Origin of the sequence: Kosakonia sp., from assembly GCF_032052965.1 — a bacterium.
In the GTDB taxonomy this organism is placed as follows: Bacteria; Pseudomonadota; Gammaproteobacteria; order Enterobacterales; family Enterobacteriaceae; genus Kosakonia.
In genome coordinates, this window is sequence record NZ_DAMBVN010000002.1 from 24,643 (window position 1) to 50,146 (window position 25,504).

A 25,504-nucleotide genomic window follows, 5' to 3' on the forward strand; every position below is an offset into this window, starting at 1 on the left:
CATTATCCGCACAGTACCGCCGCACGTGCCGGATCGACTTCAATCAGCCGAGCCAGCAAGTGTTCCATTTCAGGATGCAAACGGGTTCTGTCACTCTCGCTCCGCCCGGCCTTCATGCGCAGCAGTTTCAAAAGACGGGCTCGTACCTCGAACAGCAGCTCCGGCTCCCACAGCGGCAGGGTAAGCAGACTGGCGCGTTCGTCCAGTTCACTGAGCAGATGCAAGGCCAGGTCATTTTTACCCGTCTGTTCGGCTACCCTTGCCATCAGCAGACGCAGCAGCCAGCGGTTTCGGTCAGAGTGGATACCAGGGCGGCTTTGTAACCAGTTCAGTGCAGCCTCTGTACCCTTGCTGTCCGCCACCTGCAGAGCTTCCTGCTCCAACGCCAGAATATCGTTGCCATCAGTGGCTGCTGCGGGCATTACAGAGACCGTTTCGTGCCAGCACTCGCCGTTGTCCATAATCTGCTGACGTAGCCAGTTCTGCGTTACTTCATCGGCAAACGGCATGCCATCGTTAAAGCCCAGCGTCTCAAGACCCGGCAAGCGTGAAAGCAGTCCTTTCAAATCATTCTGAATGATGGTGGCAATATGCTCCTGTCCGGTTTTCAGCAGCGCCTGGTGGATATACCACTGCAAATCCAGCCACAGATGGTTGGCGCCTCGCGCGAATATGTTGTCACTTTGTTCAAGCAACTCCAGCCAATTTTGTTGCAGATACAGTCGTTTTAGCAGAGCGCGCTGGTCTGATTTGGGCGGCTCAATGCGTGTTCTACCATCTGCAGAGAGCGGCGGTAACTGATACAGAGTGTCATGGCGGATACTTTTCATTAGATGATGTCCGGACAGCCAGCCTTCAGGCTGCTCTCGCAGGTATTTTGCCAGGACGCGAGCCTGTGAAAGCAGATCCTGCCCTGAGGCGATACCGGACAACTCAGGCGTATAGCGCGCCGCAGCGGTCGCCGGTGTGTCTGCCACATTCTGCGGCACCATGGCATCGACGCCCCCGGCTTTCATCAGGCGGGCTTCTAGCGCCAGATACAACCCACTTAGCGACGGAGCGGAAGGAACATCAGCGAAGGTCTGCTCTGTCAACCACAGTGCGCCGACGATACGCAGGGTATCGCTCTTCACCACTTCCGGATAGCGCGCCAGGCTGTCCAGCATGCGGGAGCTGCACAGCCATTCCAGCGCTGCTGTTCGGCTACGGCCACGCTGCGGATGTAATTGCCCGCCAAAACGCTGTAATAATCCGGCCAGCAGTTCCAGTCCGTCTGCCAGCCCCTTTTCGCCGTCATGCTGCAGCCGTGCCCAGGTGTAATAGGTGGCTACACGTATATCCTTGGCGCTGGTGGTCAGCAGTTTCTCCGCAAGCTGGCAGACAAGCGCTGTATCGGTCCCGGAAAGCTTATTGACTTCTTCACGCATCTGCTGGAAGTCATCGTCGTAACCGGGGTCATCACCGGTGGGGTTATCAAGCATCAGCGGCGCGAGCCACTGTTCCCACAATGGAATACGCGCCTGTGCACGTTCTTCGGCGTCCTGCGGGGTAATCTGACAGGCACCCATCAGGGCATGGATAGAGGCCATTAATCAGTTCCTTCTGTAGCGTTATCTGTATCCGTAAAATCCATGTTATCCATCGACGACGATAGGGTGTTATCGACGCTGAAAATGGTGTCCGGCAGGGTGAAATTGCGCAGTTTGAGTAGGGCCAGCGGCCCTTCCCCTGCTTCGGTACGCAGGATGTAGTTAAGCAAGCGGCCGTCATTCGCCGCCCAACTGAGGATCCAGCTGCTGGCGGCTCCCGGATACGCCTCCCGCCGGGCCATGCTGAGCAGGCGGATCAGACCCCAGCTTCCCGGCAGATCGGCATACTGGCGGGTGCCAGTCTGGGTGCTAATCCAGCTTAAGCTGGCGCCGGGAGCTTCTGTGTCAGCCGGCCAGGTGAAACGCTTCCAGGCGGGCATCTGGTTAACATAAACAAGCTTCTGGCTGTCGATAACCAGATCCGTCTGCATCACACCGGCCGCAGTGCCAGGACGCAAGTCAAAGTGCAAACCCGCTTCGCCATCGGTGAAGACCTCATCCGCTATCTGATTGAGGGTATTCATGGCAGTCAGAAACGCCGGATTAAAGGACAGACCCTGAGCATTAATAGTATCGGGTACCCAGTGGTTACCTTCCAGGCGCAGAACACCACTTAGACTGGTCTGCACGAAGCGGACAATACGTCCGTTATCCGCATTAAGGTACTTTGCCAATAGCGGAAGTGAGGCATCACTGCTGACGTTTTTGAAGGGGTAGCGCCCGGAAAAAGCACTGTTCCAGTCGTTGACCACGGCGGTACGCCAGCGGGCATTCAGGCTTTTTGCCGCCGGGTTGAGTACTTGCTGCCAGGCCTGCTCCATTGGACGGACAAAAACAGTCTGGCCAAAACCACTCCACTCCTGGCCGAGCCCCGCAGCCATCAGGCTGCCGTAGTCACGGGTGTCGGTTAAATCAACCGCCTTGCCCTGAAACACTGTCTGGGCTAGCGTCTGCGTCATGGCTTGCGGGTCGGGCGCATTTGTAACCTGCTGCAGGCGCAGTCGAACTTGGGTGACGCGAGTTAGAAAAGCCTGCAGACTTAATCCCTCGCTGCTGCCCGCCTGATTCTCCATTAGGGCGAGCACCGGCCCGAATGTCGTATCCAGTGGGCCGTGTACAATGGCACTCTGGTCTATTGCTGGCCGCTTGTCCCGCGCAAGTAGACTTTTAGCCGATTTAACCAGCGACTCCGTCATTGCTACCTTTGTCTGGCCGGTGCGCCCCTGGATATTCAGCGTGTTCATTAGCGCAACTAGCGGGGACTGACGCACATCTGCCATCAGGGTCATTTGCTCAATCGCATCGGAAAGGGTTCGCGCTTCCCGCAATTGCAGGCTGTTTAAGAAGTTCAGCCATGCCCCGCCAAAATCAGCAAAATAACGGTTCGTCAGCCGCTCTCTAATGACCTCTGGTGAGGGCTGTTGCTGGGTCGTTCGGGTACTGTTGGTCAGAACCCAGTCCATCTCTTCCTGGCGCCCCTTAACTACAGCGTCAATGGCTGGCTGAACCGCCTCTTCCCATGCCTGGCGGGTAAACATACCGGGTACCACCTCATCTGTGGTGAAAAGCCGGGCGGCATCGGTGCCGCCGCTCATATCCGCGAGACGCATGTCGGCAATCTGGTGCGCTACCTGTACAAGTATTTTCTGATACAAGGTAGCCTCGCTGTTCTGCACACCCATCTGTCGGATCAGCAGGGTGCGGCTCTGGCTGATCAGCCCTTCATCTGCCGGCAGTTTCCATAGCGGATGAGCCACCGACTGCGCGCCGTAATATGCCAGCAGTGCCGGAGCGTTTGTCTGCCATATACCTGGCGTAACGCCTTCACGTTGCGGCCACTCCCGCATCAGCGTACGGCTGAACCAGACCGGATCCATGCGTGCTGGTTCCGCCAGCATCAGGTAGAGCTTTAGCTGGTCATACGCAGCTTTTGCCAACCGGCTGCGCTGTGGGCTGCCTGGCGGGAGTTGTATGAAGATCTTAAGCTGTTGCACAAGGTGTGCGGCAGCGGCGTCACGCAGTAAGGGGAGGGCACTTTGTACATAGCGGGGGGTTACTGCCGCCAGCAGGTCTGCGTTCTGGTTCATTCCAGCATGCAGATACCAGGGCGCGCCATGCGCTTCGCGGTACTGCAGACGGGCAAGCGTTTTCTGCAAATCAGCCAGTGCCAGCAATCGCCCGGATAGAGGCTGGAGAGCGTCCTGAGCCTGGCGAACCTGCCCCTGCGCATTCGCGATCAGGCCGCGGTTTGCAAGAAAGGACACTACCATTCCCGCTCCCCACAGCACCAGAAGTGTGGCTGCGAAGATTGTCAGTACCCTGTATCCGCGTAGACCGGGGCGGGACGGACGTAGACTTGTGGGTAGCGCCTGTACTGAATCTGGGAGCACATCCCAGCGTTTGTCCATTCCCCAATGATGTTTCACGCTTCGCTCCCCGGCGATCGTAGCCGGGCTGAATAAAATACCTGCCAGCGGCAGTGGACGGTAGGAACTGAGCAATGCGGACAGCGGCCCGGTGATGGAAGATAAGTTGCGGGTGAGACGATCGGCCAGCGACAGCAGGAAGTAGTGCTGCGGTGCGTCACAGATCTGTTGGATACCCTGTGTGATCAAGCCTGGCTGCAGTGCCTGCAGTTGTGCGGTTAATCTGTCCGGGCCGCACCTCGCAGGCAGAAGACACCCAACCGGTTGAATGATGCGTGCAGCATCATCAGCGCCTTGCTCGATCGACCAGACATACAGCGGTAGCCGCCAGCCAAGGCACGCATAGCGGGTTTCAATGGCACGGGTAAATAAGTCCAATGCATTTTCGGTTAGAGTGGCTGAGGGTTTCTCTCCCAGGCCGCCAGTCACCCAGACCAGACCATCTGCAGGGCGATGACGCAGGTGACGCAGTGCAGTAAGCCAGTCTTTGTCTTCTGGCTGAGCAGGATTCCCACCCCAAAGCAACAGGGTTCTCTGGTCTTCCTGCCAGTATTGTGTTGTCAGCCCGGGCGTCAGTTGTTCCACGTCGCTAACGTGACCGATGACCAGCAGGATGCGGACTTTAGGACCCCAGATTTTGCCGTACTGATGGCGCAGTGCCTGACGAATATCTCCAACTGTAACGTTATATGGTGGTGTTTGTGACAGACGGAATTCTTCTTCAGGTAAGCTCTTTTCTTGCCGGGCTTTACGGCGATGAGCAAACTCCTGCGAGATTTTTTTGATTACTGACAGGTAATGTATAAACGCCAGCCCCAGACACAGGAACGCCAATGTCTGGAACTGCTCGCTGCGTGTTTCTATACCTATATGTGCACCATAGTGGGTGATAAGCCACCCGAGCGCCACCACGCCAGCAAGCACGATCCCAACCCACCCGAGGCGGCCAAACAGACTACCCGATGTGTTCATTTTCACTCCCTGGTGTGACGGTACTGATAAAGCGTTCCTCTCCGGAGGAGAACAACGTCAAAAGAGAGGTCTTACCCAGACTGACCAGATCGGCTGCCAGGGCTATTAGTAACCACGGGGCCGCCGGTCCCGGAATCCCACACCATTTTTCCAATAACATACGCGCAGTGGGATCCCAACCGACACCATGCTCGATCCCGATGATCATGAGTGGCGCGGCAATTGTTTCCCAGCTGTAGCTGTCGCCCAGTACACCGGCTGTCCGGCAGGCTGCCGTCTGGGTCTCAAGGAACAGCGTGAAATCGTCTTCAAATTTATCCATATTGAGTGGCATAGGCCGTAGCAGGCGTGCCGGGTGAGGCAGACGGTATTTTTTTGACACGTCGTCGCTGGTCAATAGCAGCGCGGCCAGCCCGTCAGAATAGGCGTCTCCCCCACAGAGTTGCATTACCAGGATCAGATCGACAGTCAAAGTGGGTTGCTTCAGACGTTCTTCCGCCCATCCAATTGAAAATGAAGGTGTTAATGTGATGTTCTCAGGAAGATCGCGCTGTGGAAACAAGGTGGTCCAGGTACTGGCAAAGAGTTCTGGCAGCTCTGGTTCAGACAGATCGGTTACCAAGGTGACTTTAACGGGGAGATCACATGGCAATTGACAAAGCGTTGACTGCAGGCTTGCCAGAGCAAGCGTTAGCGGGTTGTTAACATCATGCAGCCGCCTTGTCAGCGTCCCTCTGCAAGGAAGAGTATCAACAGACGATATCAGAATCGCTTCTGCCGTCACCCTATCTGGAAGCACAATGCTGCATGCGGAAATAATTAGATATCTTTCCGACCAGGCTTCCCACTTTTTTTGGGCATGCTCTGCCTCTTTTTTCAGGAATGCATGCTCTTTGGCTTTTTTATCCCACAACCAGCCTCGCAGACAAAGAAGAATAAACCAGATCCCAGACGGTGCCAGAGAAACCAACCAGATATTAAGTTTTGTCAGCCCTATCATCATACCAGAGGCGTTGATCATAAATAATAAAATCCCAGCGATGGCCATCAGCACGCCGGTTAAAAACCACCACCTTATCGAAGGTTTTGGGGGCAATTCTGTCGTTAACGATTTAACTCTTTCCCAGCTCATTGATCATCCTAATTTGCATTCCTGTCCCTGGAGGTCGGCTGATAACCGCAATGGCATTTGCAGCCGACAGCAACGATAGTTTTTCCGTCTAAGAACCATGTCGGTGAACCATTCACAATGGTGTCTTTTAGGAGAAACTAAAAATATTATCAACCTGGGTTACTTTTTTATAATCATTGTTGGCGATACGGGAATAACTTCCCTGCTATGCGTTATTTGGTCGCTAAGTAATAATTTTTTTGACATTGTTAATCTCAAGGTTTTTATTCTGAAAATTAATCAATTCGACGAAAATCATTCCATCCATTTCTAATTTTCTGGATGATATAATGTTCTGTTAATTCCGCGCAGATGATTGATTCATATGCTGAAAAAGTTGCGGATACGATATTGACACTTCTTCCTGCCCATCGGGGTCTGCTTCTTCATAGTAAGGAATACTACTTTCTTTATAATTATTAACCGTTATATATTCATCACAATCAACTCTGAAGGTGCTACTATCAATTGACCTCACAGGAACAATTTCCTTTTCATTCAGATACACTCTTATAACTGTAGGGCGATAATTAAAAATATCAACTGCGAACTTGTATTGGTGTTATTTTGTTCGCTTAAAATGATTTTAATAATCTATTACCTTCGCACTAAATGATTTCTGGGGTTTTGTTTTTACTTCAACTTTTTTAAAATCTGGTTTCGTATTTTTTGATTGTTCTCGATCCCCATTTGGATAAATGAAAGTATATGATGACTTCTTGTTTTTTTTATACGGGAAAATCATTTCAACTTTTCGTTCTTCATCAATCGATGGTAGGTATTTAATCGATATTTCTTTATTTGAAGAATACAATGTGATTTTCCAAAAAGATTGTTCCTTTCCAAATAAATTCAGTTTGTCAGCATGAGGTCCTTTATTCTGGGAACTCCATCGCTCTATAACAGGGTAGTATTTAGGGGAATAGCTAAAAAAGTTTCCTGAAAAAGAATCATACTGCCCGTTACGAGATGCATCGTTATCTAAAGCAATGATCAATCCTACAGCTGAACCTGGGACGAGTTCTTTACCAAGGTGTGTTGCATCAGTATATTTTATACCTAAACTGACAGCGCTCAAAGTCCATTTGCAGTAACCTCCGCCGGTAATTGCAACCTTCGCTTTCCAGATATCATTACTCTCTTGCTGTATAGGTATTTTAATAACATTGTAACCAGGTTCAGAAATTACCGAACCATCAAATCCGCTCACCCGTTTTTTCAGACAGATTTGAGAAATATATCTGACTTCAGGAGGGAAAGGCTTTGTGTATTGTAATGGATTCTTTATTTCAATGTTAAACCACTTAGTATCTGCGGGGGGTGATAAGTCTTTATTTATCAAGTTATTGTAGCATCCAGACACAAACATTGCCATCGGTAATACCATGAGCTTTATCTTTTTATGCATTTTCCATTGCCTCTTCACCATACAAAGCGAAGCGTGCTAAAATATTATTTCCTTGTTCTTTCGAGAAAATTGTAGAAAGCGATAAATTCAAAAGGTCTTCGATATGAAAGAATATTTCATTTCGTTCGTATTCCGTTTGTGGTATTTCTCGCTTATTTTCTTCCATCTGCATTTTAAATTGATCGACATCATAGATATGCTCGGTAAAACTACGTTTTTTAACTAATCCTTCTTTGTCAATTAATTCAAGTAACTTGTTATTCATATAAGGCATGTAAGCGGTCATAAAATGATCGCCAAATGTGATGTCGAATCCTCGCGCATGGTTATTACCTTCGGGGAAAAGCTCCTTCAAATTTCTTTGTGTCAACAACTCTTTGAATTTCCTTTGTTTTAGACCGGCATTTTGTATTTCCTGGCTCGCCAGAGCCGGCACGAGATATAGCTTAACCTTTATCGGTAAGAGCCTTCTGAGAGCAATGCAGCCAGCTGGAATAGGGAGATCTATTTTGCATTCTTTCCATTCCCGACTTTGTGTCGCGGTAAGGAAAACAACTGGATTACCGTGATGCCAGAAGCAATCGCCCCATGATCCAGCCGGAGAGAAAAGAGCTTCTCCCATGGACCATAACATTCCCAAAGCTTTTCCCAGTGGACCCCAAAGTTTATATAAATCATTATCGAGGTTCGCTTCCGGTGGTACTGCAGGAACAGGATCGTTATCGTTTACATGGCGATAATGTATTATGTCCGATAGTTGTTTAATCGCACTCTTAGTAAAAGTTCGAGGCATCCCGTAAGTATAGAGTAGAGGTTTTTCAGTTTTTAATATCGCTGAATGAATTAATGCCAATGCTCCTCCTAAACTATGTCCACATATAAAGAGTTCTCTCGCCTTTATCAGTTTGATTAGCTCCTCTATTTCCGTGCTGAATTTCTTCTCCGCACGTCTATACCCACTCCAAAATCCATCATGCACCTTTCCATAAGATAATAAGGTTGTACATTGTGTTTTATTTGTGTCGTATGTTTGCGTATTTACGGGACTAAAAGCGAGATCGGTCCCGACATCATACAAACTAGCAGTACCTCTCCATGCAATGATGACTTTATTTGGGTTATAAACATAATACAATTGTGTGTCGCCATCTGCTTTGGTTATCTCTTTATTTACTTCCTTTTCTGATGTCCCGCTGCCAACGTTCTCTGAAGAAATCGATGTATCACGAGCAGTATCCATAAAAATTGGTGGGTAATAGCGTTCGCTGAATGGCACATCCTGCACAAGTGTATTATATCTGAAACCATTTTTATGAAGCTGTGGTAATCGTGATAAATCCTGACATTGGTTAATATAAAATTGCGTAATAGATATGATATCGAGTGCGTTATCATCGGCATAAGCAAGTGAAGCACTTGCACCAAGATTGAGTGCATTAGCCAGGCAATACTCATTCTGGTGGTGTAATACCAGCTCCCAAGCTCTGAAAGGGCAAATCTCTATTACATGTCGTTTTTCAAGCTCATTGGTTCTGATAGTAAATCCCTTAAACGAATGACCACTTGGAAAATGGAAGGAAGGCCAAACTTCCCCTTTACGAAGTTCTATCGATGGGGGCATATCACAAAGCTCACCAATAACCGCATAATGCCAGAGGTAGCCATTATCCTCTGCCGATTTTCGAACAAATGAATCCACCCCGGGATCCCTGCCAACGCGAAGAGTTCTTTTTTCCATTTCTTTCGCCAGCAGGTCTGCATTCAGCGTTAGATGTAGTTCAAGGCCGTGCGGCATATCAATTCTGATCAGGCCATTCGGATCGCTTCGCCCTGCATACACAAACTGATCAATTCTTCCGTCATAGAGATGATGACTTTCCACTTTCCATGGTATGTCTGGCACTGCATCACCCTGTTCGTCAACAAGCTGAATTTCAACCCAGTACGGCAATTGTTTTTCTGTGGGAGCTTTTGGATTTTTGCGCTTCAGGGAGGTAATGGCGAAAGTCATTATTCTTGTCCCTTTTCCTTGGAAATAGTAATAGCACGTGGATATTCAATTTTAATTTGAGATGGCATGGCAGTGAATATGGGTGATGTTTTACCTTCGGAATCAGAAATTCCTTCATATACATCTCCTTCAGCGGTAATGATCCTGTATGTTGTAAAAGGTTTAATCTGCCCGGACTGAGAAGAGGTTGTTGTGAACGCCTCTCCATAGCCTTTAGGAAATAAAAGAGGAGGGGTGTCTAAAGATGCAGGCCCCGTTTTATTAATATTTTCTGCTTTGAGAAAAATATTACCTCGACATCCTAGCTCAATATTACCGCCACTAAGTTTTATATAAGCGCCATTGCAGTTTAATATTAGTTCTTTACCTGCATGGAGCGTTACATTGCTTTCTGAGCTACTGAACGTCATGTCTTTAAGTGAAGACAGATTAAGTTCATCCCCTTGGGCCTGTATCTCGACTTTACCGGAACCCGCAAAGAACTGTATACCCTCGCCCTGAGCAAACAAACTGACCCTCGATGCAGCTGATACTGTAAAAGATTCGCCTGCGCTAATATCTGTGTTTTTCCCTGACATCAGTCCGATACTCTGGCTACCCGAAGCAAGACGAATTGCCTGCGGGCTGAGAATACCCACTCCTGCAGGTGCGTGAGCCAGTAATCCCGCCTTTTTTAGATACTTAAGAGAATTGTTCAGTGTTTTCTGTCCGTCGATATCCGATGGCGTGGCTCTCGCACCTTTTGCGGCTACCCGCAAACTTCTGGCCAGTGCCAGAGCTTGGGTAAGCTGTTCAATCGCCGCATCCATTTCAAGCATCTTGCTCCCCATATCGGGCTGAGCATCCGCCGTTAGCAATATCCCTTTACCACCCCTAACACTGATCCAGTCATCCGTTCTTAGTTCAGCGCCTTCTCCACGCAGATCGCGAGAAGCATTAACGTTATGCCCAAGATTAAGCTGCGTTTTACCACCATATTCCGTGCTGAGCTTGATATGCTGCTTACCCCGCATGTCCTCCATACGAAGCTTATTGAGGCCTGCAGTCCGGATAACGTTGCGCGTGCTGTTGCTCTCCGTCACGTGGTCAACGCTACGTGAGTCATGCAGGGCATGGGCAATATAGGGGCGGTCCGGGTCGCCTTCGTGGAAAGCGATAGCCACTTCGGTTCCCGCTATCAGCGGAAAGTGAAAACCATATGTATCCCCACTGTAGGGCTTCGCCAGACGTACTGGCATGCTTTCCTGCCCCTGATTTCTGTCATCAAGATCAGCATCAAATTTCACCCGATAGAGACCAGCCTCATCCTGCCACGCGTAGATGTCATCCTCTTTCGCACTGGTCACGCGGGCGGTCATCGTGCCGGTCACTTTTGGGCGCGGAAGCAAAGGTGGGCGCCAGCAGAGGATTTCGCTATAAGGCACGCCGGTTAAATCCACCTGCAGCGCGGATTTTCGGCTGCCAGTAAACATAAGATGTGTGAGCAGTACGGGCTCCTGTAACTGCGCTGGTAACGTCGTAGGATGCGTGTTGCTAATGAACAGCACCTGCGCAGGGAAGAGAGTGGTGTCGGTGCTTTTACCGCTAATGATGGTCTGTTCGGCCAGAAAACGTTCGTGATCCAGACGCGCCCAGAAGTTTGCCGTTTCCGGAGCTGGATCGATATTATCGCCCCGTACAGTGTGGCGAGCTAGATAGTGATATACCGCGCCATAGTGAATATTGTTGCCTTCACCATGGGTCATATCTGCCAGTGTAGACTGCAGCAAGTTCTGGGCTTCGCGGTGGTTGTAGTCTTTTGTAAAGACGTTCCGCTCCACCACGGTATGCGCCATGCTCAGGGCCCATACGGACTCAGCGCCATTGTCGCTCATGCCGGAAGGCGTGTTAATCGCCAGTTTTTTACCAAAGACTAACGCGGCCTGGGTGTCACCGAAGTGGACCACTTCTGTCTGTGTATCCGGCTGCAGGGTGAAGAAGTAAAAAATACCCAGTTCGGCCAGTAGCCGCTGGATAAACGCCAGGTCGCTTTCCTGATACTGGTTAATCTGCTCGCGCTTCGGGTAATTTTTTTTGAGCCTGAACTCATACTCCCAGCCTTTCAGGCCGTGTTCGGTCAGAACCTGCTTTACCACTTCTGGTACGGATGCGTTGACAAAAAAACGATGAGTACGGTACTGCCGGTTTAACAGCGCTAAAAATGGCTGCAGGACGACTTCATAGGAGACCTGGTCGCGGGAGGCAGTGATACGGCGAAATGAGGTCATGGTGCCGTGCACCATCTTCAGTGTGATCGGCGGTTGCAGTTCGCCCAACAGAGTGTCTGGCAGGGTTCGCATGCTAAAGGTGCTGCTTTTGCGAAGCACCTGCTGAGGGTGAATATCCTGATCGGCACTGGTAAAGCGAATGGTGTACTTATACAACTCACTCAGCCCTTCATGACCTTCAAAGTCTTCGACATCCAGCGCCAGCGTACTGCCAGTCAGTGACAAAGCATACCGGTTCAGAACACCGCCGGAGCCATTCTTCATTGTTTCTGTAAGGCGCATGCGCTGGCCCCTTCTTGAGTCAGTTCCATGACAAGGCCATCCGTGTCATTCCATGCCAGATACAGGTGTTCTGGACGCTGTCTGGCTGCAAGATGGCTCAGTAACTGTTGGCTCAGTACCGGCAAAATCTGCTGGCTGAGCAGGCTATCGATGTTACGTGCCCCGGTATCAGGCAACAGACAAGCCGCCGTCAGGGCCTCGTACAGGCTTTCATCCGTGGTGGTACGGATACCGTAGTGGCGGGCCAGACGTTGCGATACTTTATGCAGCTTCATGGCTACTATTGTGCGCATCGCAGGTTCGCCAAGCGGCCGATAAATGACAGTCTGAAAGCGGGCAAGTAACGCGGGCTGGAAGTGGTCACGCAATAGCGGGCGTAGCAGTTCCTGCGCGTCGCTGTCTGTGGTATCGGGTTGCTTATTCAGTCGTTGCAGGAGGATGTCACTGCCAAGGTTAGAGGTCATTACAATAACTGTGTTACGAAAATCAATTTCGCGCCCTTCGCCATCGCGCATGAATCCCCTATCAAAAACCTGATAGAACAGACTCATAACGTCACTGTGGGCCTTCTCTACCTCATCCAGCAATACCAGGCTGTAAGGGCGTTTGCGAACAGCTTCAGTCAGGATACCGCCCTGGCCATAACCGACGTAACCCGGCGGGGAGCCCTTGAGCTGCGAGACAGTATGCGGCTCCTGATATTCCGACAGGTTGATGGTAATAAGCGATTTCTCGCCGCCATACAGGCTGTCTGCCAGGGCAAGCGCGGTTTCCGTCTTGCCCGTGCCGCTGGGCCCGGTCAACAGAAACACCCCCTGCGGCCCATTTTCTGGCGTCATGCCGGTTTTCGATGCCCGCAGACGCTGTGCTATAGCACTGAGCGCAGCATCCTGGCCGACCACCCGCTGCTTCAGCACCTTTTCCAGGACCAGCAGTTCACTCTGTTCATCTTTCAGCAGGGAGGAGAGGGGAACTCCGGTCCAGTCAGCAATCACGTCCGCCACGGTATGGGTATCCACGTCTGGCCGGAGGAGCGCACCATCCTGCTGAAGAAAATCCAGCCTCTGTTGCAATGTATGTAGGTCTGCTTGTCGACTGCTGTCCTGGCGGCAGGCCATTAGCTCCGCAATCAACTGGCGCTCCATGGCAAAACGAGCTTCCTGCTTTTCCAGCTCCACTTCAAGTTCCGTACGCAGCGTTTCAATGATGGTCAATCTGTCACCGTGTGATGGAGATCCTACGGCTATGTCTTCCTGCAGGGCTTGCGCCTCTATTCCGAGTGCCGTCAGCCGGGCTTTTAGACGGATGATGGATTCTGGTACGGTATCAAGATTCATGCGTACACGGGCGCTTGCGGTGTCCAGCAGATCCACCCCCTTATCGGGAAGTTGGCGGCCCGTCAGGTAACGACGAGAAAGCGTGACGGCAGCCTGCACCGCCGCATCGGTGATATGGACACCGTGATGTTGCGCATAGCGGGATTTGAGGCCCCGCAGCATCAGGCAGGCAGTTTCGTCATCCGGCTCATCCACTTTCACCACCTGAAAGCGTCGTTCCAGCGCGGCATCTCGCTCGAAATAGTGTTTGTACTCGCTCCATGTGGTCGCTGCGATGGTGCGTAGTTCCCCTCGTGCCAGGGCCGGTTTAAGCAAGTTTGCCGCATCTGCGCCCCCCGCATGGTTGCCGGCCCCGATAAGGGTGTGGGCTTCGTCGATAAAGAGCAGTATCGGGAACGGAGACTGCTGAGCCGCGTTAATCACGCTCTTCAGACGTTGTTCAAATTCGCCTTTGACGCCGGCGCCAGCCTGCAGCAGCCCGAGATCCAATGTCCGAAGACTGACTGTTTTGAGACTATCTGGCACGTTACCTTCAGCAATACGTAGCGCCAGACCTTCAACCAGTGCGGTTTTCCCGACGCCAGGATCACCGATCAGAATCGGGTTGTTTTTTCGGCGTCGTGACAGGATATCGACCATCTGCCGGATTTCGTTATCGCGGCCAAACACCGGATCAATACTGCGCGCTTTTGCCTTCGCCGTGATGTCCTGCGTGAAGCGGTCCAGTATTTTCATCAACGCCGCAGACAGCTCCTCCTCAGGCGGCTCGCCCCGTTCAACCCTGTCCTCTGAAGGCGTTAGCTGCGTCTCCTTATGCTGCACCTCTGGTTGCTCATCAGAATGCGCATCCAGCAAGGGACGCAGCCGTTCCAATTGGCTCTGCCCCAGCGTCAGCAGCGGCCACAAGCCATCACACTGCACCAAACATTCTTTATTCGTGAGGGCTATCAACAGATGAAGACTGCGGATGGTGGTTTCTCCCGCCAGCGATGCCAGAAGCCAGGCTTCCTGCATCAGCGTCTGGAGGCTGTCGGAGAGTTGGGGACGTTGGCGGACGGAGCGGGGGAGGGTGTCTAGCCATTCCAGTAGTGCCTGCCAGATCGTGTCCATATCCCATTCGTAGCGACGAGCCAGTACCGTCAGGTCCCCTTCTCCCTGTTCGAGTAATTTTAACAGCCAGTGTTCAGGCATAATTTCCGCATGTGCACGTGACTGGCACAGCACGGCCGCATCTTCCAGGGCGCGGGCGCAGTAGGGGTTAAGACGACGTAATAAAACGGCGGGTTTTTCCATGTCAGTGAACTCTCAGTCGATAACCTTCGGGCACGCTACCGCCCCTCGCCACTCCCTCTAGATGAGGACCCCTGGCGCATCAGGTTAAATTACTGTTTATTGAGCGATGTTTTACCTGCCTCACCGTTACCTGGAGATGCAGGTAAAAAGCGGACAGGAAACCCTGTCCGCATCGGGTTTATGCGGTGGCGCGTTCGTTCCAGGAATCGGAATGAATGATGTTGCCGTCCTTATAGGTCCAGGTGATTTTCTCGTAACGGAGTTCGATTTGTTCGAGGTGGTTGTGCTTCTCTTTAGCCGGGTCCTTTATGTCATGCATTACCGGTGCCACTTTCACGACCTTCACGTTCTCCAGAGTGGTGTTGAAGTACTCCACTTCCTGTCCCGCGTCGTTGATTTTGTACCACTTGAACTCGGCCGTTTTTAGGGTCTGCCCAGTGGTCACCGCCTTGTAAAGGTAAGGGCTGGAGGCGTCGATTTCTTTGGTGAATTTGAACGGGGTGTGGATACGAGTCCCGGTCAGTTTGCCAGTGTTGTGGTCGGTCGGAATATACAGATTGTGATCCTGGGCCACGACCTCAATGCTGCCCTCTCGATCCTGCACGTCCACAGACCCTTTGATGTCTGCGCCGCCGTCGTCCTTTAGCCAGAGATAGACAGGAATTGCCATATTTATTACTCCTTTTCATTATGTGATACGCCACCATTCCGCGGTGGCGCTGAGGGGACGCCTGGCAGACGGCAGGCATCGGCCTGTGGTACCAGACTGATTTCGACACGGCGGTTAAGAAGCCGCCCCGCTTCAGTACTATTGGTGGCTATAGGCCGACTTTCACCGTAGCCCTGCACGGCAAAACAGCTCTCCGGCACGTCGCCGGTATCCCGAATCCAGTTCCTTACGGCCTCGGCGCGTTGCTGTGACAGATCCTGATTGAGCCGCGGGCTCCCGGTGTTATCCGTATGACCGCTGACCACAATCAACCAGCCTGGTTTCGCCTTTATACCGAGCAGTGTGTTAACCAGCACTTTTATGGAACCTGGTTTGAGGGCTGCATTTCCGGAGTCAAACAGCGACAGGCTATCGAGCCGGATGGTCGTCGGCTCCCGTACCACTTTTTGAATAAGCGTGCGGGCAGGGGGCTGAGAAGTCCTCTCGCTGAGGGCCCCCTCAATCGTCGGTGCCAGTCGCTGCCCCTGATACAAACCCAGCCCATAGCGCAGCGGCGTGCCCCGGCGTAGCCAGTCATCCAGCAAACGGCTATCGGCCTTCAGGCGTTGTAATGCATGAGCCTCGGGCATGGAAGTGTGACCCTCGAGACGATAGTAGAGCGCCAGATGATCACCCACGCTGCGCAGCAGTCGCTGGTTATTAATAAAGGAGGCCAGCATGGCCAGCAGAAGAAACACGCCTGCCATCAGTCCGGCCTGACGACATAATTGTTGGCTCCGGCTCAGTCCGCGGCGGTGTGACAGGCCTGTCAGCAGGATATCAGGCAGTGGTAATACCGGGGTCTGTGATCCGGCTGGTGGCGGCAGGGCCGTTAGGGCGGCAAGATGCTGCTGCCAGAGGTTATCGTTGTGCGCCGCAATCGGTGTCAGGCAGAACCCAACGGACGCGAGGCGCAGGGCAGGGAGATCGCCCTGACGAGGGTTGGTGAACGTACCAGCCACTTTTCCGAACCAGGACTGTAGGGCATTCAGCCACAATGTTTCACTGAGACGAGCCAGCCGATTATCCACGCCGCTTTCCCGTAACCAGTCACTCACGGGGAGCGCAGCCAGCCCGGGCAGACGGACCCGTATACCCGGCAGTTCGGGGGTCAAGGTAAACCAGCGCGCTGGATTCCCCTCTACAGACTTGCTCAACTGTAACGGGCCTGACACCAGCAGGGTTAGCAGAATGGGTGGCAAGCTGCTCAGCCATGGGCGACACTGAACTACTGCGCGATGCCAGGTTCGTAACCATTGGAAGAAAGCATTATCCGACGTATGTTTTTCCGGCATCAGGCTTAGCATCACCGCCACCCGTGGCCGCAGCGCCGGGCGCATTGTTACCAGTTGTTCCACCCGCGCCAGAAGCTGTTCCGGGGTATTCACCCTCATATACCAGCCTGATGGGGTTTCCCGGAATATTTGTTGGTGTTCAAACCAGGCGGTTTCATCGCCGACCACGAGCAATACGCTTCCTGGAAAATCTTCCGGCGGCAGGCCCTCTGAACTGAAATGGCTCAGAACATCACGGCGGGAGTGCAGATGATGCCACAGCGCCAGACTTGCCGCCGCCACGGCCAGCAGACTTAGCACCCAGCGGTTTGCCACCGACAGGGGCCAGAAGCCGAGGATTAGCCACAGAGCCAGGAGGAGGGCCAGTACTGTCATCAGAAGACGGGAGCGTGTGAGCATGTTCACCCCTGCCCCGTAATCTGCGCCACCTGGCCTGCCAGTATGGATGAAAGTACAAACCAGAGTGCAGTCAGCGCCACGATGCCCATGCCCCATAATAACCAGTATGTTTTCTGACCGGTGCGGCTTCCGGAGGCGTGAACTACCACCGGCGCATCCTGGGCAAGTGCAAACGGCGGCACGCGCGCAGCAAGGGCACGTACCACCTCTTCGCGGTGCTCATCGTCCTGGGTACGGTAGCGGCCAGTGAAGCCGAGTTGCAGGGTGCGGTACAGGCACATCAGCACCGCCGTATCCGCTGCCGGGGCTGTTAACTGCTCGTGAATACGCTCCCACAACTCCTCGCCCGCGTTAAGTGTGCCAAAAAAATGGGCCTGTAACGGGTCCCGCTGCCATGTATGCGAGCCGTCATCCATTTTTCCCCGGTTCAGAACACTTTCATCAAGCAGGGCGCAGAAGGCATACAGCATGGTATCGCTGTTTGTCTGACTAAAGCCCGCTTTTGCCAGTTGTTCGCGCATTTGTGTGATCAACTGGCGTGCCCGACGATAGAGCGCCTTACCGTCCTGAACATCCTGCCCGTTTCGCAACTGGCTGACCATTAACCAACCGGGAAAGAAAACCTGTTCTGCCTGCGTTATTCCGGATGATTTCATGTTCGCAGCACCGCAAAGAGTTCCAGTTTTACGTCACCCAGCGAAGCGGGGGTGTAAAAGGTACAGCTTCCTGCATCCAGCATAGCCCGCGCCTCATTTGAGTTTAAATCCAACGCAAAATACTGATTTTCAAGGCGCAGCGGAATGGCTGCGGGGACGTGCGCAACCGGGCGGATTACCATGCCGCTCAGTGCCACATTGACCACGTCGGAGACATCGTCCGGGCTTCCGGCCTTGCACAATTGTGGGAAGCGGGTCTGTAGCTCATGCGCCGGCATGGCGGAACGCACCGAGAGCCAGAAGTCAGCTCCCTCGCGCAGACGTGCATCGTGTAGTGCACCTTTCCACATCACACCGTCCTGTTTCAACTCAATGGCGACAACACGAGACGGCAGGCTCGCTTCCAACAGCTTATCCAGCAAGGAAAGCAGCGGGGGAAAGACGCTTTCAGGGGCATCGTGACAGTACGCAGGAATGTCGTACGCATCGTGTTCCAGGGAGAAGGTGAGCAGGCTACCTGCAAGCCGGGCAAGTTCGCGATACATCAGTTCCGGATGGCGACCAGGCACATCGAGCAGTTCGCTCAGAACTGGCTCGGCACTGTTCAGGGCGTTCAACAGCCAGAACAGTGACACATCTGCCACGGCAAAATCCGCAAGACGAGCATTGCTTTCCCGGCGCATGGCCATCAACCGCTGACGTCGAGCTTGCAGACGGTGAAGTAAATCTGACAGGCTTGACACAAGGGGCGCGCAGGCCGACAGGGCAAGCAATGGCGGTATAAATTTGCCGTCGCGACGCCACTGTCCTTGTCCATCACGAACCAGCCGGATGACCGGGCAGGTCAGGTACGCCGCATTTTTCTGATGACCCATTCGCAGGGTCAGACTGTGGCGCAGCACCGACAGCTCACTGCGCTCATGCCCGGCAAGCTCCTGCACTGTTACTCGTTCGGCTTTCCAGCGGCGCGGGCGTTCACTGTCGCTGCCATCATCAAGATTACCGCCATTGGCGCTTAGCAACGGCAGTGCCAGGACGATATCAACGGTTGAGCGATCTGATGCAACCGACAGATCGCATACCGGCGGCAGGTTGTCAGAGAGTGCCGTATCAACGAGCGTGCCATCGGGGAACCGGACCGCCAGATGAGTAGCGTTCAGACGAGAGAGTGCCAGCAGGCTCTCATCAAATTCGGCCACCACCACGCCCCACGGATGAGCCAGCCCCATCCTGGCGACGGTATCCGCCATATGGGCATCCCAGATGGCCTGTTGCTGAAACTGTTGTGGGGCCAGAAAAGCCCCGTCTTCCCACAGTGGGCGAAAGATTTTCATCGCTGATGCTCCGCGTTATGCTTTGGCTTTCGGCATTTGGGAAACCAGAGACAGATTCACGTCCATGCCTTCTACCTGGAAGTGCGGCACCGCAAACAGCTGTACGCGGAAGAAGCCAGGGTTATCCTCAATGTCTTCCACCACTACTTTTGCATCACGCAGTGGGTGCGAGGCCTGCAGCGCGTCGCCTGGATCGGTCATTTCGGTCACCAGACCTTTCACCCAGTTGTTGAGTTCAAGCTCTAGCAATCTGCGATCCTTGGTGGTGCCGATATTTTCACGCTGAATAATTTTCAGGTAGTGTGCAATACGCGACAGCAGGAAGATGTACGGCAGGCGTGCATTTATTCGGCTGTTGGCTGTCGCGTCCGGTGTGTCGTAGAGCGCCGGTTTCTGTGTAGAATTGGCAGAAAAAAAACAGGCGTAGTCGCGGTTCTTATAGTACGAGAGGGGGATGAATCCCAGGTTTGAGAATTCAAATTCACGGGTTTCGGGGATCATCACCTCTGAAGGAATTTTTACCTGGCTGCCCGTGCCGAGGTCATAAAGATGAATAGGCAGATCCTTCACGGCCCCCCCCGCCTGTGGACCGCGGATCTGGACGCACCAGCCGTTGTCGATGAAGCTGCGGACCATATTGGCAGCAAAGGCAAAAGACGCATTGGTCCAGAGATATTTCTCGTGGTCCGGCCCTTTTACCTCCTCCACATAGTTGAAACTGCGCACCGGCACGGTATCAGGACCGTATGGCAGGCGGCCCAGCACACGCGGCATAACGAGACCGATATAGCGGGAGTCGTCAGTTTCGCGAAAGGATTTCCATTTGATGTATTCCGCACGGTCGAAGTAGTTGCCAATATCTTTGATAGCAGCAACCTGCTCCATATTCTCCTTAAGAAAGAATTTTGGTCCGGCTGAGCCGATAAACGGCATATGGGCAGAAGCGGATACTTTTGAGATATTACGTAGCAGCGCTACGTCCTGCGGGCTGGCATCGAATTCATATGCTGAAATCACCGCGCCAATAGGTTCACCGCCCGGTGTGTCATATTCTGCGATATAAGTGTGCGCGTATAAGCCGCTCTGAATAATTTCCGGGACATCTTCAAAGTCCTGGCGCAGATCATCTTTTGATACGTCGAGGATTTCGGTTTTGACGTTTTTGCGATAATCAGTGTTATCCACCAGATGTTTCAGGCCGCGCCACAGGCCTTCTGTTTGCTGAAAGTCCGGGTGGTGCATTACTGCATCTAACTGGCGGCTAATCTGGTGATCCAGTTCAGCGATATGATAATCAATCAGGGTCTTATCAAGCCTGTCCACCTTCTGTCCTGACTGAATAAGACGGTCAATGAAAACATGTACCCCGGCAGTCACGCGTTCATTAGTACCCGCCTCAGACATGACCACTTCGTCCTGCCAGACAGTGACATCACGCAGAGTGCTAACGGGTTCAAGATTAATTTTACTGAACAGGGAGGCATAAACGCCTTCCGCTGAGGAACGTTCCCGGACCAGGGTTTCGCCGGTTGAAGAAGTCGTGTTTTGTACAGACATGAGTATTATCTCGTGTTGTTCCGGGAAAGAATCAGGAATTTTGGGGAGCCAGAGCAGAAAGTTCTGCGCGCAGTGTGTCGCTCAGCGCTGGGTCGCGTAATATCGCTTCGAGCGATTTTCGGAATGTGGCGTTATCCAGAAGATTAGATTTAAGATCACGCAGAAGGTTACGCATGGACAACAGAGCTTTCAATTGCGGTATTTGGCGGGCTATTTGCTCCGGTTCAAAGTCTTTCATATTCCGGAATGTGAGATGAATATCTTCTTCAGAACCATCACCGGTTAGCGTATTTTCAACAGTCAGTTTTATTGAAGGGGCATATTCTGAAATTACGTTGTTAAAGTTGTTTTTGTTAACACTTGTTTTTACTCGTTCGGATAATGGGCGCTGTTCTGCACCATTACTGAAGTTACCGGTGACAAGTAATTTCAGCGGTAATTCCACTTTCTTCTGTGCTCCCCCTGTGTGCAGGTCAAGCCGGAGATTAACGCGTGCTTTGGGTACTTCATTCTGGAAGCTGTCGCTCATGATTCCCTCTTATTATCGCCATCTAATGGTGAACCGAATTACCTTTCGGATAAATTGATACTAAAATAATTAACCAGGGAAAATCAACTACCCTGATCCAGAAAATAATATTTTGGAATTAATTAGAGCTTTATTCAAATGTATTTCAAAGGGGCTGATTATCAAGACATTACACAGGCGCTGTAAGGGCTGTAAACGTAATGAATGTCATTGATCTGTTATGGCTAACTTATTATTTTGAGGTGGGTATAGATAAAAATTATACTGCTCGTTAATCAACAATGGCTGGTTATATTATAAATGCGGGAGATAACAAAAGATTAGGGGGGTTGAATGCAACTCAGTTAATGGATTAAAGTGTTGAATGAAGTATTGAACGGGTACTATTTATTTCATTCTTCATTGTTAATTAAATGTAAGCGGGATTATTGATAATAATAATATATATGTTTTAGTGTGGTATCGGTTGATGCCATACTGAAAAATGATATTTTTAATGAAAAAGAAAGTAGCCGTGCCAAAGGTAAGTGTGGCGATATAACTCACTGCTTAAAAGACGTTCCTTAAATCATCTTAAAAAGCGTTGAGGTGTTTGTTAAGCCCGAGGCGATTTGGGCTGATCCAGATGTGATCACGAGAAGGCGTAATATTGCAGAGTAGAAACGACAGCTATTAATAAAAAATTCGAGCGGAAGAGCGAGGAAACCAGCCTCATAAAGTTACCTGGAAAACAGCCTTGTCGAAAGAAGCGGTAACACCCGTGATAAAGCGCCAACGCGATGGTTATCTCACGGTCTGATTATCCTCCAGACATGCAGATCACTGCCCGGAACAGGACGATAATTTTATCGGCCGAATAGCGGCGGAGCATAATAGATGAGGGCGAAAAACTTCCTGCAGCACACCTCTACCTTCTAAAGACCGGCACTTTTTATCCCCTTTCACCCACTCCACTCACCCTAAACACCATTCATCTGGCTTTTTGCTAACAATCACGATATAACAAATATCTATAGATGTTTAGATGTCTACACGTTTAGAAGGGTGATATGCAGCCACAACAGGAACCAGAAAAATTACAGCTTAAGCGAACCATGAAAACCCGCCACCTAATTATGCTGTCGCTTGGCGGGGTGATCGGTACAGGGCTGTTTTTCAACACCGGTTATATCATTTCAACCACCGGGGCGGCTGGCACGCTGCTGGCGTACCTGATTGGGGCGCTGGTGGTCTGGCTGGTGATGCAGTGCCTGGGCGAATTGTCTGTCGCCATGCCAGAAACCGGCGCGTTTCACGTTTACGCCAGCCGTTATCTTGGCCCGGCGACCGGCTATACCGTGGCGTGGCTGTACTGGCTGACCTGGACAGTAGCGCTCGGTTCCAGTTTTACCGCCGCCGGGTTCTGCATGCAGTACTGGTTCCCGCAGGTGCCGGTATGGATATGGTGCGTGGTGTTCTGCGTGGTCATCTTTGGTCTGAATGTTATCTCTACCCGCTTTTTTGCCGAAGGTGAGTTCTGGTTCTCGCTGGTAAAAGTGGTCACCATTGTGGTCTTTATTGTGCTGGGCGGCGCAGCGGTCTTTGGCCTTATCCCCATGCAGGATGGCTCGCCCGCGCCGGGGCTGTCGAACATGACGGCAGAAGGCTGGCTGCCGCATGGCGCACTGCCGATCCTGATGACGATGGTCGCCGTTAACTTTGCGTTCTCTGGCACAGAACTGATTGGCATTGCCGCGGGCGAAACAGAAAACCCACACAAAGCGATCCCGATTGCCATCCGCAGCACCATTGCTCGGCTGGTGATTTTCTTTATTGGTACCGTGTGCGTGCTGGCAGCGCTGATCCCGATGCAGCAGGCCGGGGTGGAGAAAAGCCCGTTCGTGCTGGTGTTCGAAAAAGTGGGCATCCCGTATGCGGCAGATATCTTTAACTTTGTCATTTTGACAGCGATCCTCTCGGCGGCGAACTCCGGGTTGTATGCCTCTGGCCGTATGCTGTGGTCGCTGTCGAATGAAAACACCCTGCCGCGCTGCTTCGCCCGCGTGACCAAAAACGGCGTACCGCTGACGGCGCTGTCAGTGTCGATGCTTGGCGGTGTGCTGGCGCTCTTTTCCAGCGTTATCGCGCCCGACACGGTGTTCGTGGCGCTGTCGGCAATTTCCGGTTTTGCCGTGGTGGCGGTGTGGATCAGCATCTGTGCTGCGCATTTTGTGTTCCGCCGTCGCCATCTTCAGGCCGGCAAGCCGCTGAGTGATTTACACTACCGCGCGCCCTGGTATCCGCTGGTGCCGGTGCTCGGTTTTGTGCTGTGTCTGGTGGCCTGCATCGGACTGGCGTTTGATCCCAGCCAGAGAATTGCCCTCTATTGCGGGATACCGTTTGTCGCCCTGTGTTATGGTGCGTATTTCCTTACCAAGAGCCTGAAAACACAGGAGCCTGAACATGTCGCAGAATAATCCGCTGAGCCCGTTGCTCGAAACACAGCCGTTTATCGTGCTGGATGGTGCCATGGCAACGGAGCTGGAAGCGCGCGGATGCAACCTCGCCGATAGCCTGTGGTCCGCCAAAGTCCTGATGGAAAACCCGGCGCTCATCCGCGAAGTGCATCTCGACTATTTTCGTGCCGGGGCGCAGGTAGCGATCACCGCCAGCTACCAGGCCACACCCGCCGGGTTTGCGGCCCGTGGTCTGGACGAGGCGCAATCGCTGGCGCTGATTGGTAAGAGTGTGGAACTGGCGCGTAAGGCGCGAGAAGCGTTTCTTGCCGAAACCACCAACGCCGGCACATTGCTGGTGGCTGGCTCTGTCGGGCCGTATGGGGCCTGGCTGGCGGACGGTTCGGAATACCGGGGTGACTACGTGCGCAGCCACGAGGAGTTTACTGCCTTTCATCGCCCGCGTGTGCAGGCGCTGCTGGATGCAGGAGCCGATCTGCTGGCATGTGAAACGTTCCCGTCCTTTGCCGAAAGCAAAGCGCTGGCGGATTTACTGAGCGAATACCCGCGTGCCCGCGCCTGGTTCTCGTTTACCCTGCGCGACAGCGAGCATTTAAGCGACGGGACGCCACTGCGCGAGGTGGTGAGCGCACTGGCGGCGTATCCGCAGATTGTGGCGCTGGGCATCAACTGTATTGCGCTAAAAGAGACGACCCCGGCGCTGAAACACCTGCAAAGCCTGACGTCCCTGCCGCTGGTGGTCTACCCGAACTCCGGCGAGCACTACGATGCAGTGACCAAAACCTGGTGCAGCCACGGTAACGCGAGCGAAACTCTGGCGGGCTATTTGCCGGACTGGCTGGCGGCCGGGGCGAAGCTGATCGGCGGTTGCTGTCGCACCACGCCAAAAGATATCGCTGCGTTGAAAGAATGGGGCGAGCAAGAAGCGTAACGCGCTGAAAGCGGCCAACCGTGCGCAACGCTGGCCGCTATCACAAAAGCCTGAAGAGGCTCAGTCTCTGTCAGTGAAACTGCACACTGCGCAATACCTTTTCAATCTCATCTTTGCTGGCCTGGCTCGTGGTGTTATAGGAGACGGTCAGGACTGCTGTTTTCTCTTCAAGCGGGATCTGGTAGTTCTTCATCTCCCAGTCGTCATTGTCGAGGATACCTTTGCGATGAAACTCAGCAAGAAAAGCGGGAGTGCCCTTCACACTGGACAGGGAACAGTTAACAGCGCTGGTAAGCTCGCTGTTGATCTTTTTCAATGCTGGCGTTATTGACGTGGTGATCACCTCACACACGTCGTCGACGTCACCCCGGCTGAAGTGCCGCAAGTCATCACGTTCGATCATGTTATCGGTAAACGTCACTTTGACTGTCGCGGTATTTAGCTTGCCTTCCCGGTTTGCATTCGCAGTGAGTGAAAGGATTTTTTCACTCTGGGGCATGCCGGTTGCAGACGCGCTCGCTTTATCAACTTCTTTGGCTTGTTCTGCCGACATCAGCACCCATGCCTCAGGCAGTTCAAGGCTCAGTCCATAACCTGCCTCGTAGCGTTTGTAGCCTTCATGAGGCGTTTCAATAGCCGTTGCTGTCACAGCTGTAACGTCTTTTGTTTTATTGTCATCAGTCGCAATGAAGAAAATAACCTTCACAACAATAAATAACGCTACCACGAGTAACAGCCATTTTATTTTAATCATCATCTTTCCCTGTATTCATAATATCTTGCCATTGAGTAAAATCTCACAGGCTTGTAAATAGTGCGGCGTTCACACGATTTATCGCGGGTAATATAGGCACTGCCAGGCATAACGTCTCAGTGTTTCTG

General features: G+C 52.3%; 16 protein-coding genes. 2 read left to right on the plus strand and 14 right to left on the minus strand.

Going from position 1 to position 25,504, the window contains the following annotated elements; all coding sequences use genetic code 11:
* Nucleotides 1-2: 2 nt before the first annotated feature.
* From tssA to tssB, 13 genes are all read right to left on the minus strand, one after another.
* The gene (tssA, locus tag RTX30_RS03495; RefSeq protein WP_312686893.1) at nt 3-1,589 is read right to left on the minus strand and encodes a type VI secretion system protein TssA; all 1,587 of its coding nucleotides are present in this window, start codon (nt 1,587-1,589) and stop codon (nt 3-5) included.
* Nucleotides 1,589-4,987, minus strand: a complete 3,399-nt coding sequence (locus tag RTX30_RS03500) for an ImcF-related family protein (RefSeq protein ID WP_312686895.1) — start codon at nt 4,985-4,987, stop codon at nt 1,589-1,591. The genes tssA and RTX30_RS03500 overlap by 1 nt, the downstream gene beginning before the upstream one ends.
* Complete coding sequence (locus RTX30_RS03505) at nt 4,971-6,119, minus strand: type VI secretion protein (protein ID WP_312686897.1); 1,149 nt, start codon at nt 6,117-6,119, stop codon at nt 4,971-4,973. Before RTX30_RS03505 ends, RTX30_RS03500 begins: the two co-directional genes overlap by 17 nt.
* Nucleotides 6,120-6,744: 625 nt before the next feature.
* On the minus strand, nt 6,745-7,533 hold the full coding sequence (locus tag RTX30_RS03510) for a hypothetical protein (RefSeq protein WP_312686899.1): 789 nt from the start codon (nt 7,531-7,533) through the stop codon (nt 6,745-6,747).
* Between the two features lie 25 nt (nt 7,534-7,558).
* Nucleotides 7,559-9,577, minus strand: coding sequence for a lipase family protein (locus tag RTX30_RS03515; protein WP_312686901.1), 2,019 nt, complete (start codon nt 9,575-9,577; stop codon nt 7,559-7,561).
* The gene (locus RTX30_RS03520) at nt 9,577-12,126 is read right to left on the minus strand and encodes a type VI secretion system tip protein VgrG (protein WP_312686903.1); all 2,550 of its coding nucleotides are present in this window, start codon (nt 12,124-12,126) and stop codon (nt 9,577-9,579) included. The genes RTX30_RS03515 and RTX30_RS03520 overlap by 1 nt, the downstream gene beginning before the upstream one ends.
* Nucleotides 12,105-14,756, minus strand: coding sequence for a type VI secretion system ATPase TssH (gene tssH / locus RTX30_RS03525; RefSeq protein WP_312686905.1), 2,652 nt, complete (start codon nt 14,754-14,756; stop codon nt 12,105-12,107). Before tssH ends, RTX30_RS03520 begins: the two co-directional genes overlap by 22 nt.
* Nucleotides 14,757-14,934: 178 nt before the next feature.
* Nucleotides 14,935-15,426, minus strand: a complete 492-nt coding sequence (locus tag RTX30_RS03530; RefSeq protein WP_312686907.1) for an Hcp family type VI secretion system effector — start codon at nt 15,424-15,426, stop codon at nt 14,935-14,937.
* A 5-nt stretch (nt 15,427-15,431) separates the two neighbouring features.
* The gene (locus RTX30_RS03535; protein ID WP_312686909.1) at nt 15,432-17,159 is read right to left on the minus strand and encodes an OmpA family protein; all 1,728 of its coding nucleotides are present in this window, start codon (nt 17,157-17,159) and stop codon (nt 15,432-15,434) included.
* Nucleotides 17,160-17,161: 2 nt separating this feature from the next.
* Complete coding sequence (gene tssL, locus RTX30_RS03540; RefSeq protein WP_312686911.1) at nt 17,162-17,815, minus strand: type VI secretion system protein TssL, short form; 654 nt, start codon at nt 17,813-17,815, stop codon at nt 17,162-17,164.
* Nucleotides 17,812-19,149, minus strand: a complete 1,338-nt coding sequence (gene tssK, locus RTX30_RS03545) for a type VI secretion system baseplate subunit TssK (protein WP_312686913.1) — start codon at nt 19,147-19,149, stop codon at nt 17,812-17,814. The genes tssL and tssK overlap by 4 nt, the downstream gene beginning before the upstream one ends.
* Nucleotides 19,150-19,164: 15 nt before the next feature.
* A complete protein-coding gene (gene tssC / locus RTX30_RS03550; RefSeq protein ID WP_409429797.1) occupies nt 19,165-20,712 on the minus strand; it encodes a type VI secretion system contractile sheath large subunit in 1,548 nt (515 codons plus the stop codon).
* 25 nt (nt 20,713-20,737) lie between these two features.
* Nucleotides 20,738-21,235: a type VI secretion system contractile sheath small subunit gene (gene tssB, locus RTX30_RS03555; RefSeq protein ID WP_312686916.1), complete on the minus strand. Its 498-nt coding sequence runs from the start codon at nt 21,233-21,235 to the stop codon at nt 20,738-20,740.
* Nucleotides 21,236-22,284: 1,049 nt separating this feature from the next.
* Between tssB and mmuP the strand changes: the two genes are divergently transcribed.
* Complete coding sequence (gene mmuP / locus RTX30_RS03560; RefSeq protein ID WP_312686917.1) at nt 22,285-23,691, plus strand: S-methylmethionine permease; 1,407 nt, start codon at nt 22,285-22,287, stop codon at nt 23,689-23,691.
* Nucleotides 23,678-24,622 (plus strand): homocysteine S-methyltransferase, encoded by a 945-nt coding sequence (gene mmuM, locus RTX30_RS03565; RefSeq protein ID WP_312686919.1) that lies wholly within the window; start codon nt 23,678-23,680, stop codon nt 24,620-24,622. The genes mmuP and mmuM overlap by 14 nt, the downstream gene beginning before the upstream one ends.
* Nucleotides 24,623-24,692: 70 nt before the next feature.
* Here the strand turns inward: mmuM and RTX30_RS03570 are convergent, their stop codons facing one another.
* The gene (locus tag RTX30_RS03570) at nt 24,693-25,379 is read right to left on the minus strand and encodes a hypothetical protein (protein ID WP_312686921.1); all 687 of its coding nucleotides are present in this window, start codon (nt 25,377-25,379) and stop codon (nt 24,693-24,695) included.
* Nucleotides 25,380-25,504 lie beyond the last annotated feature (125 nt).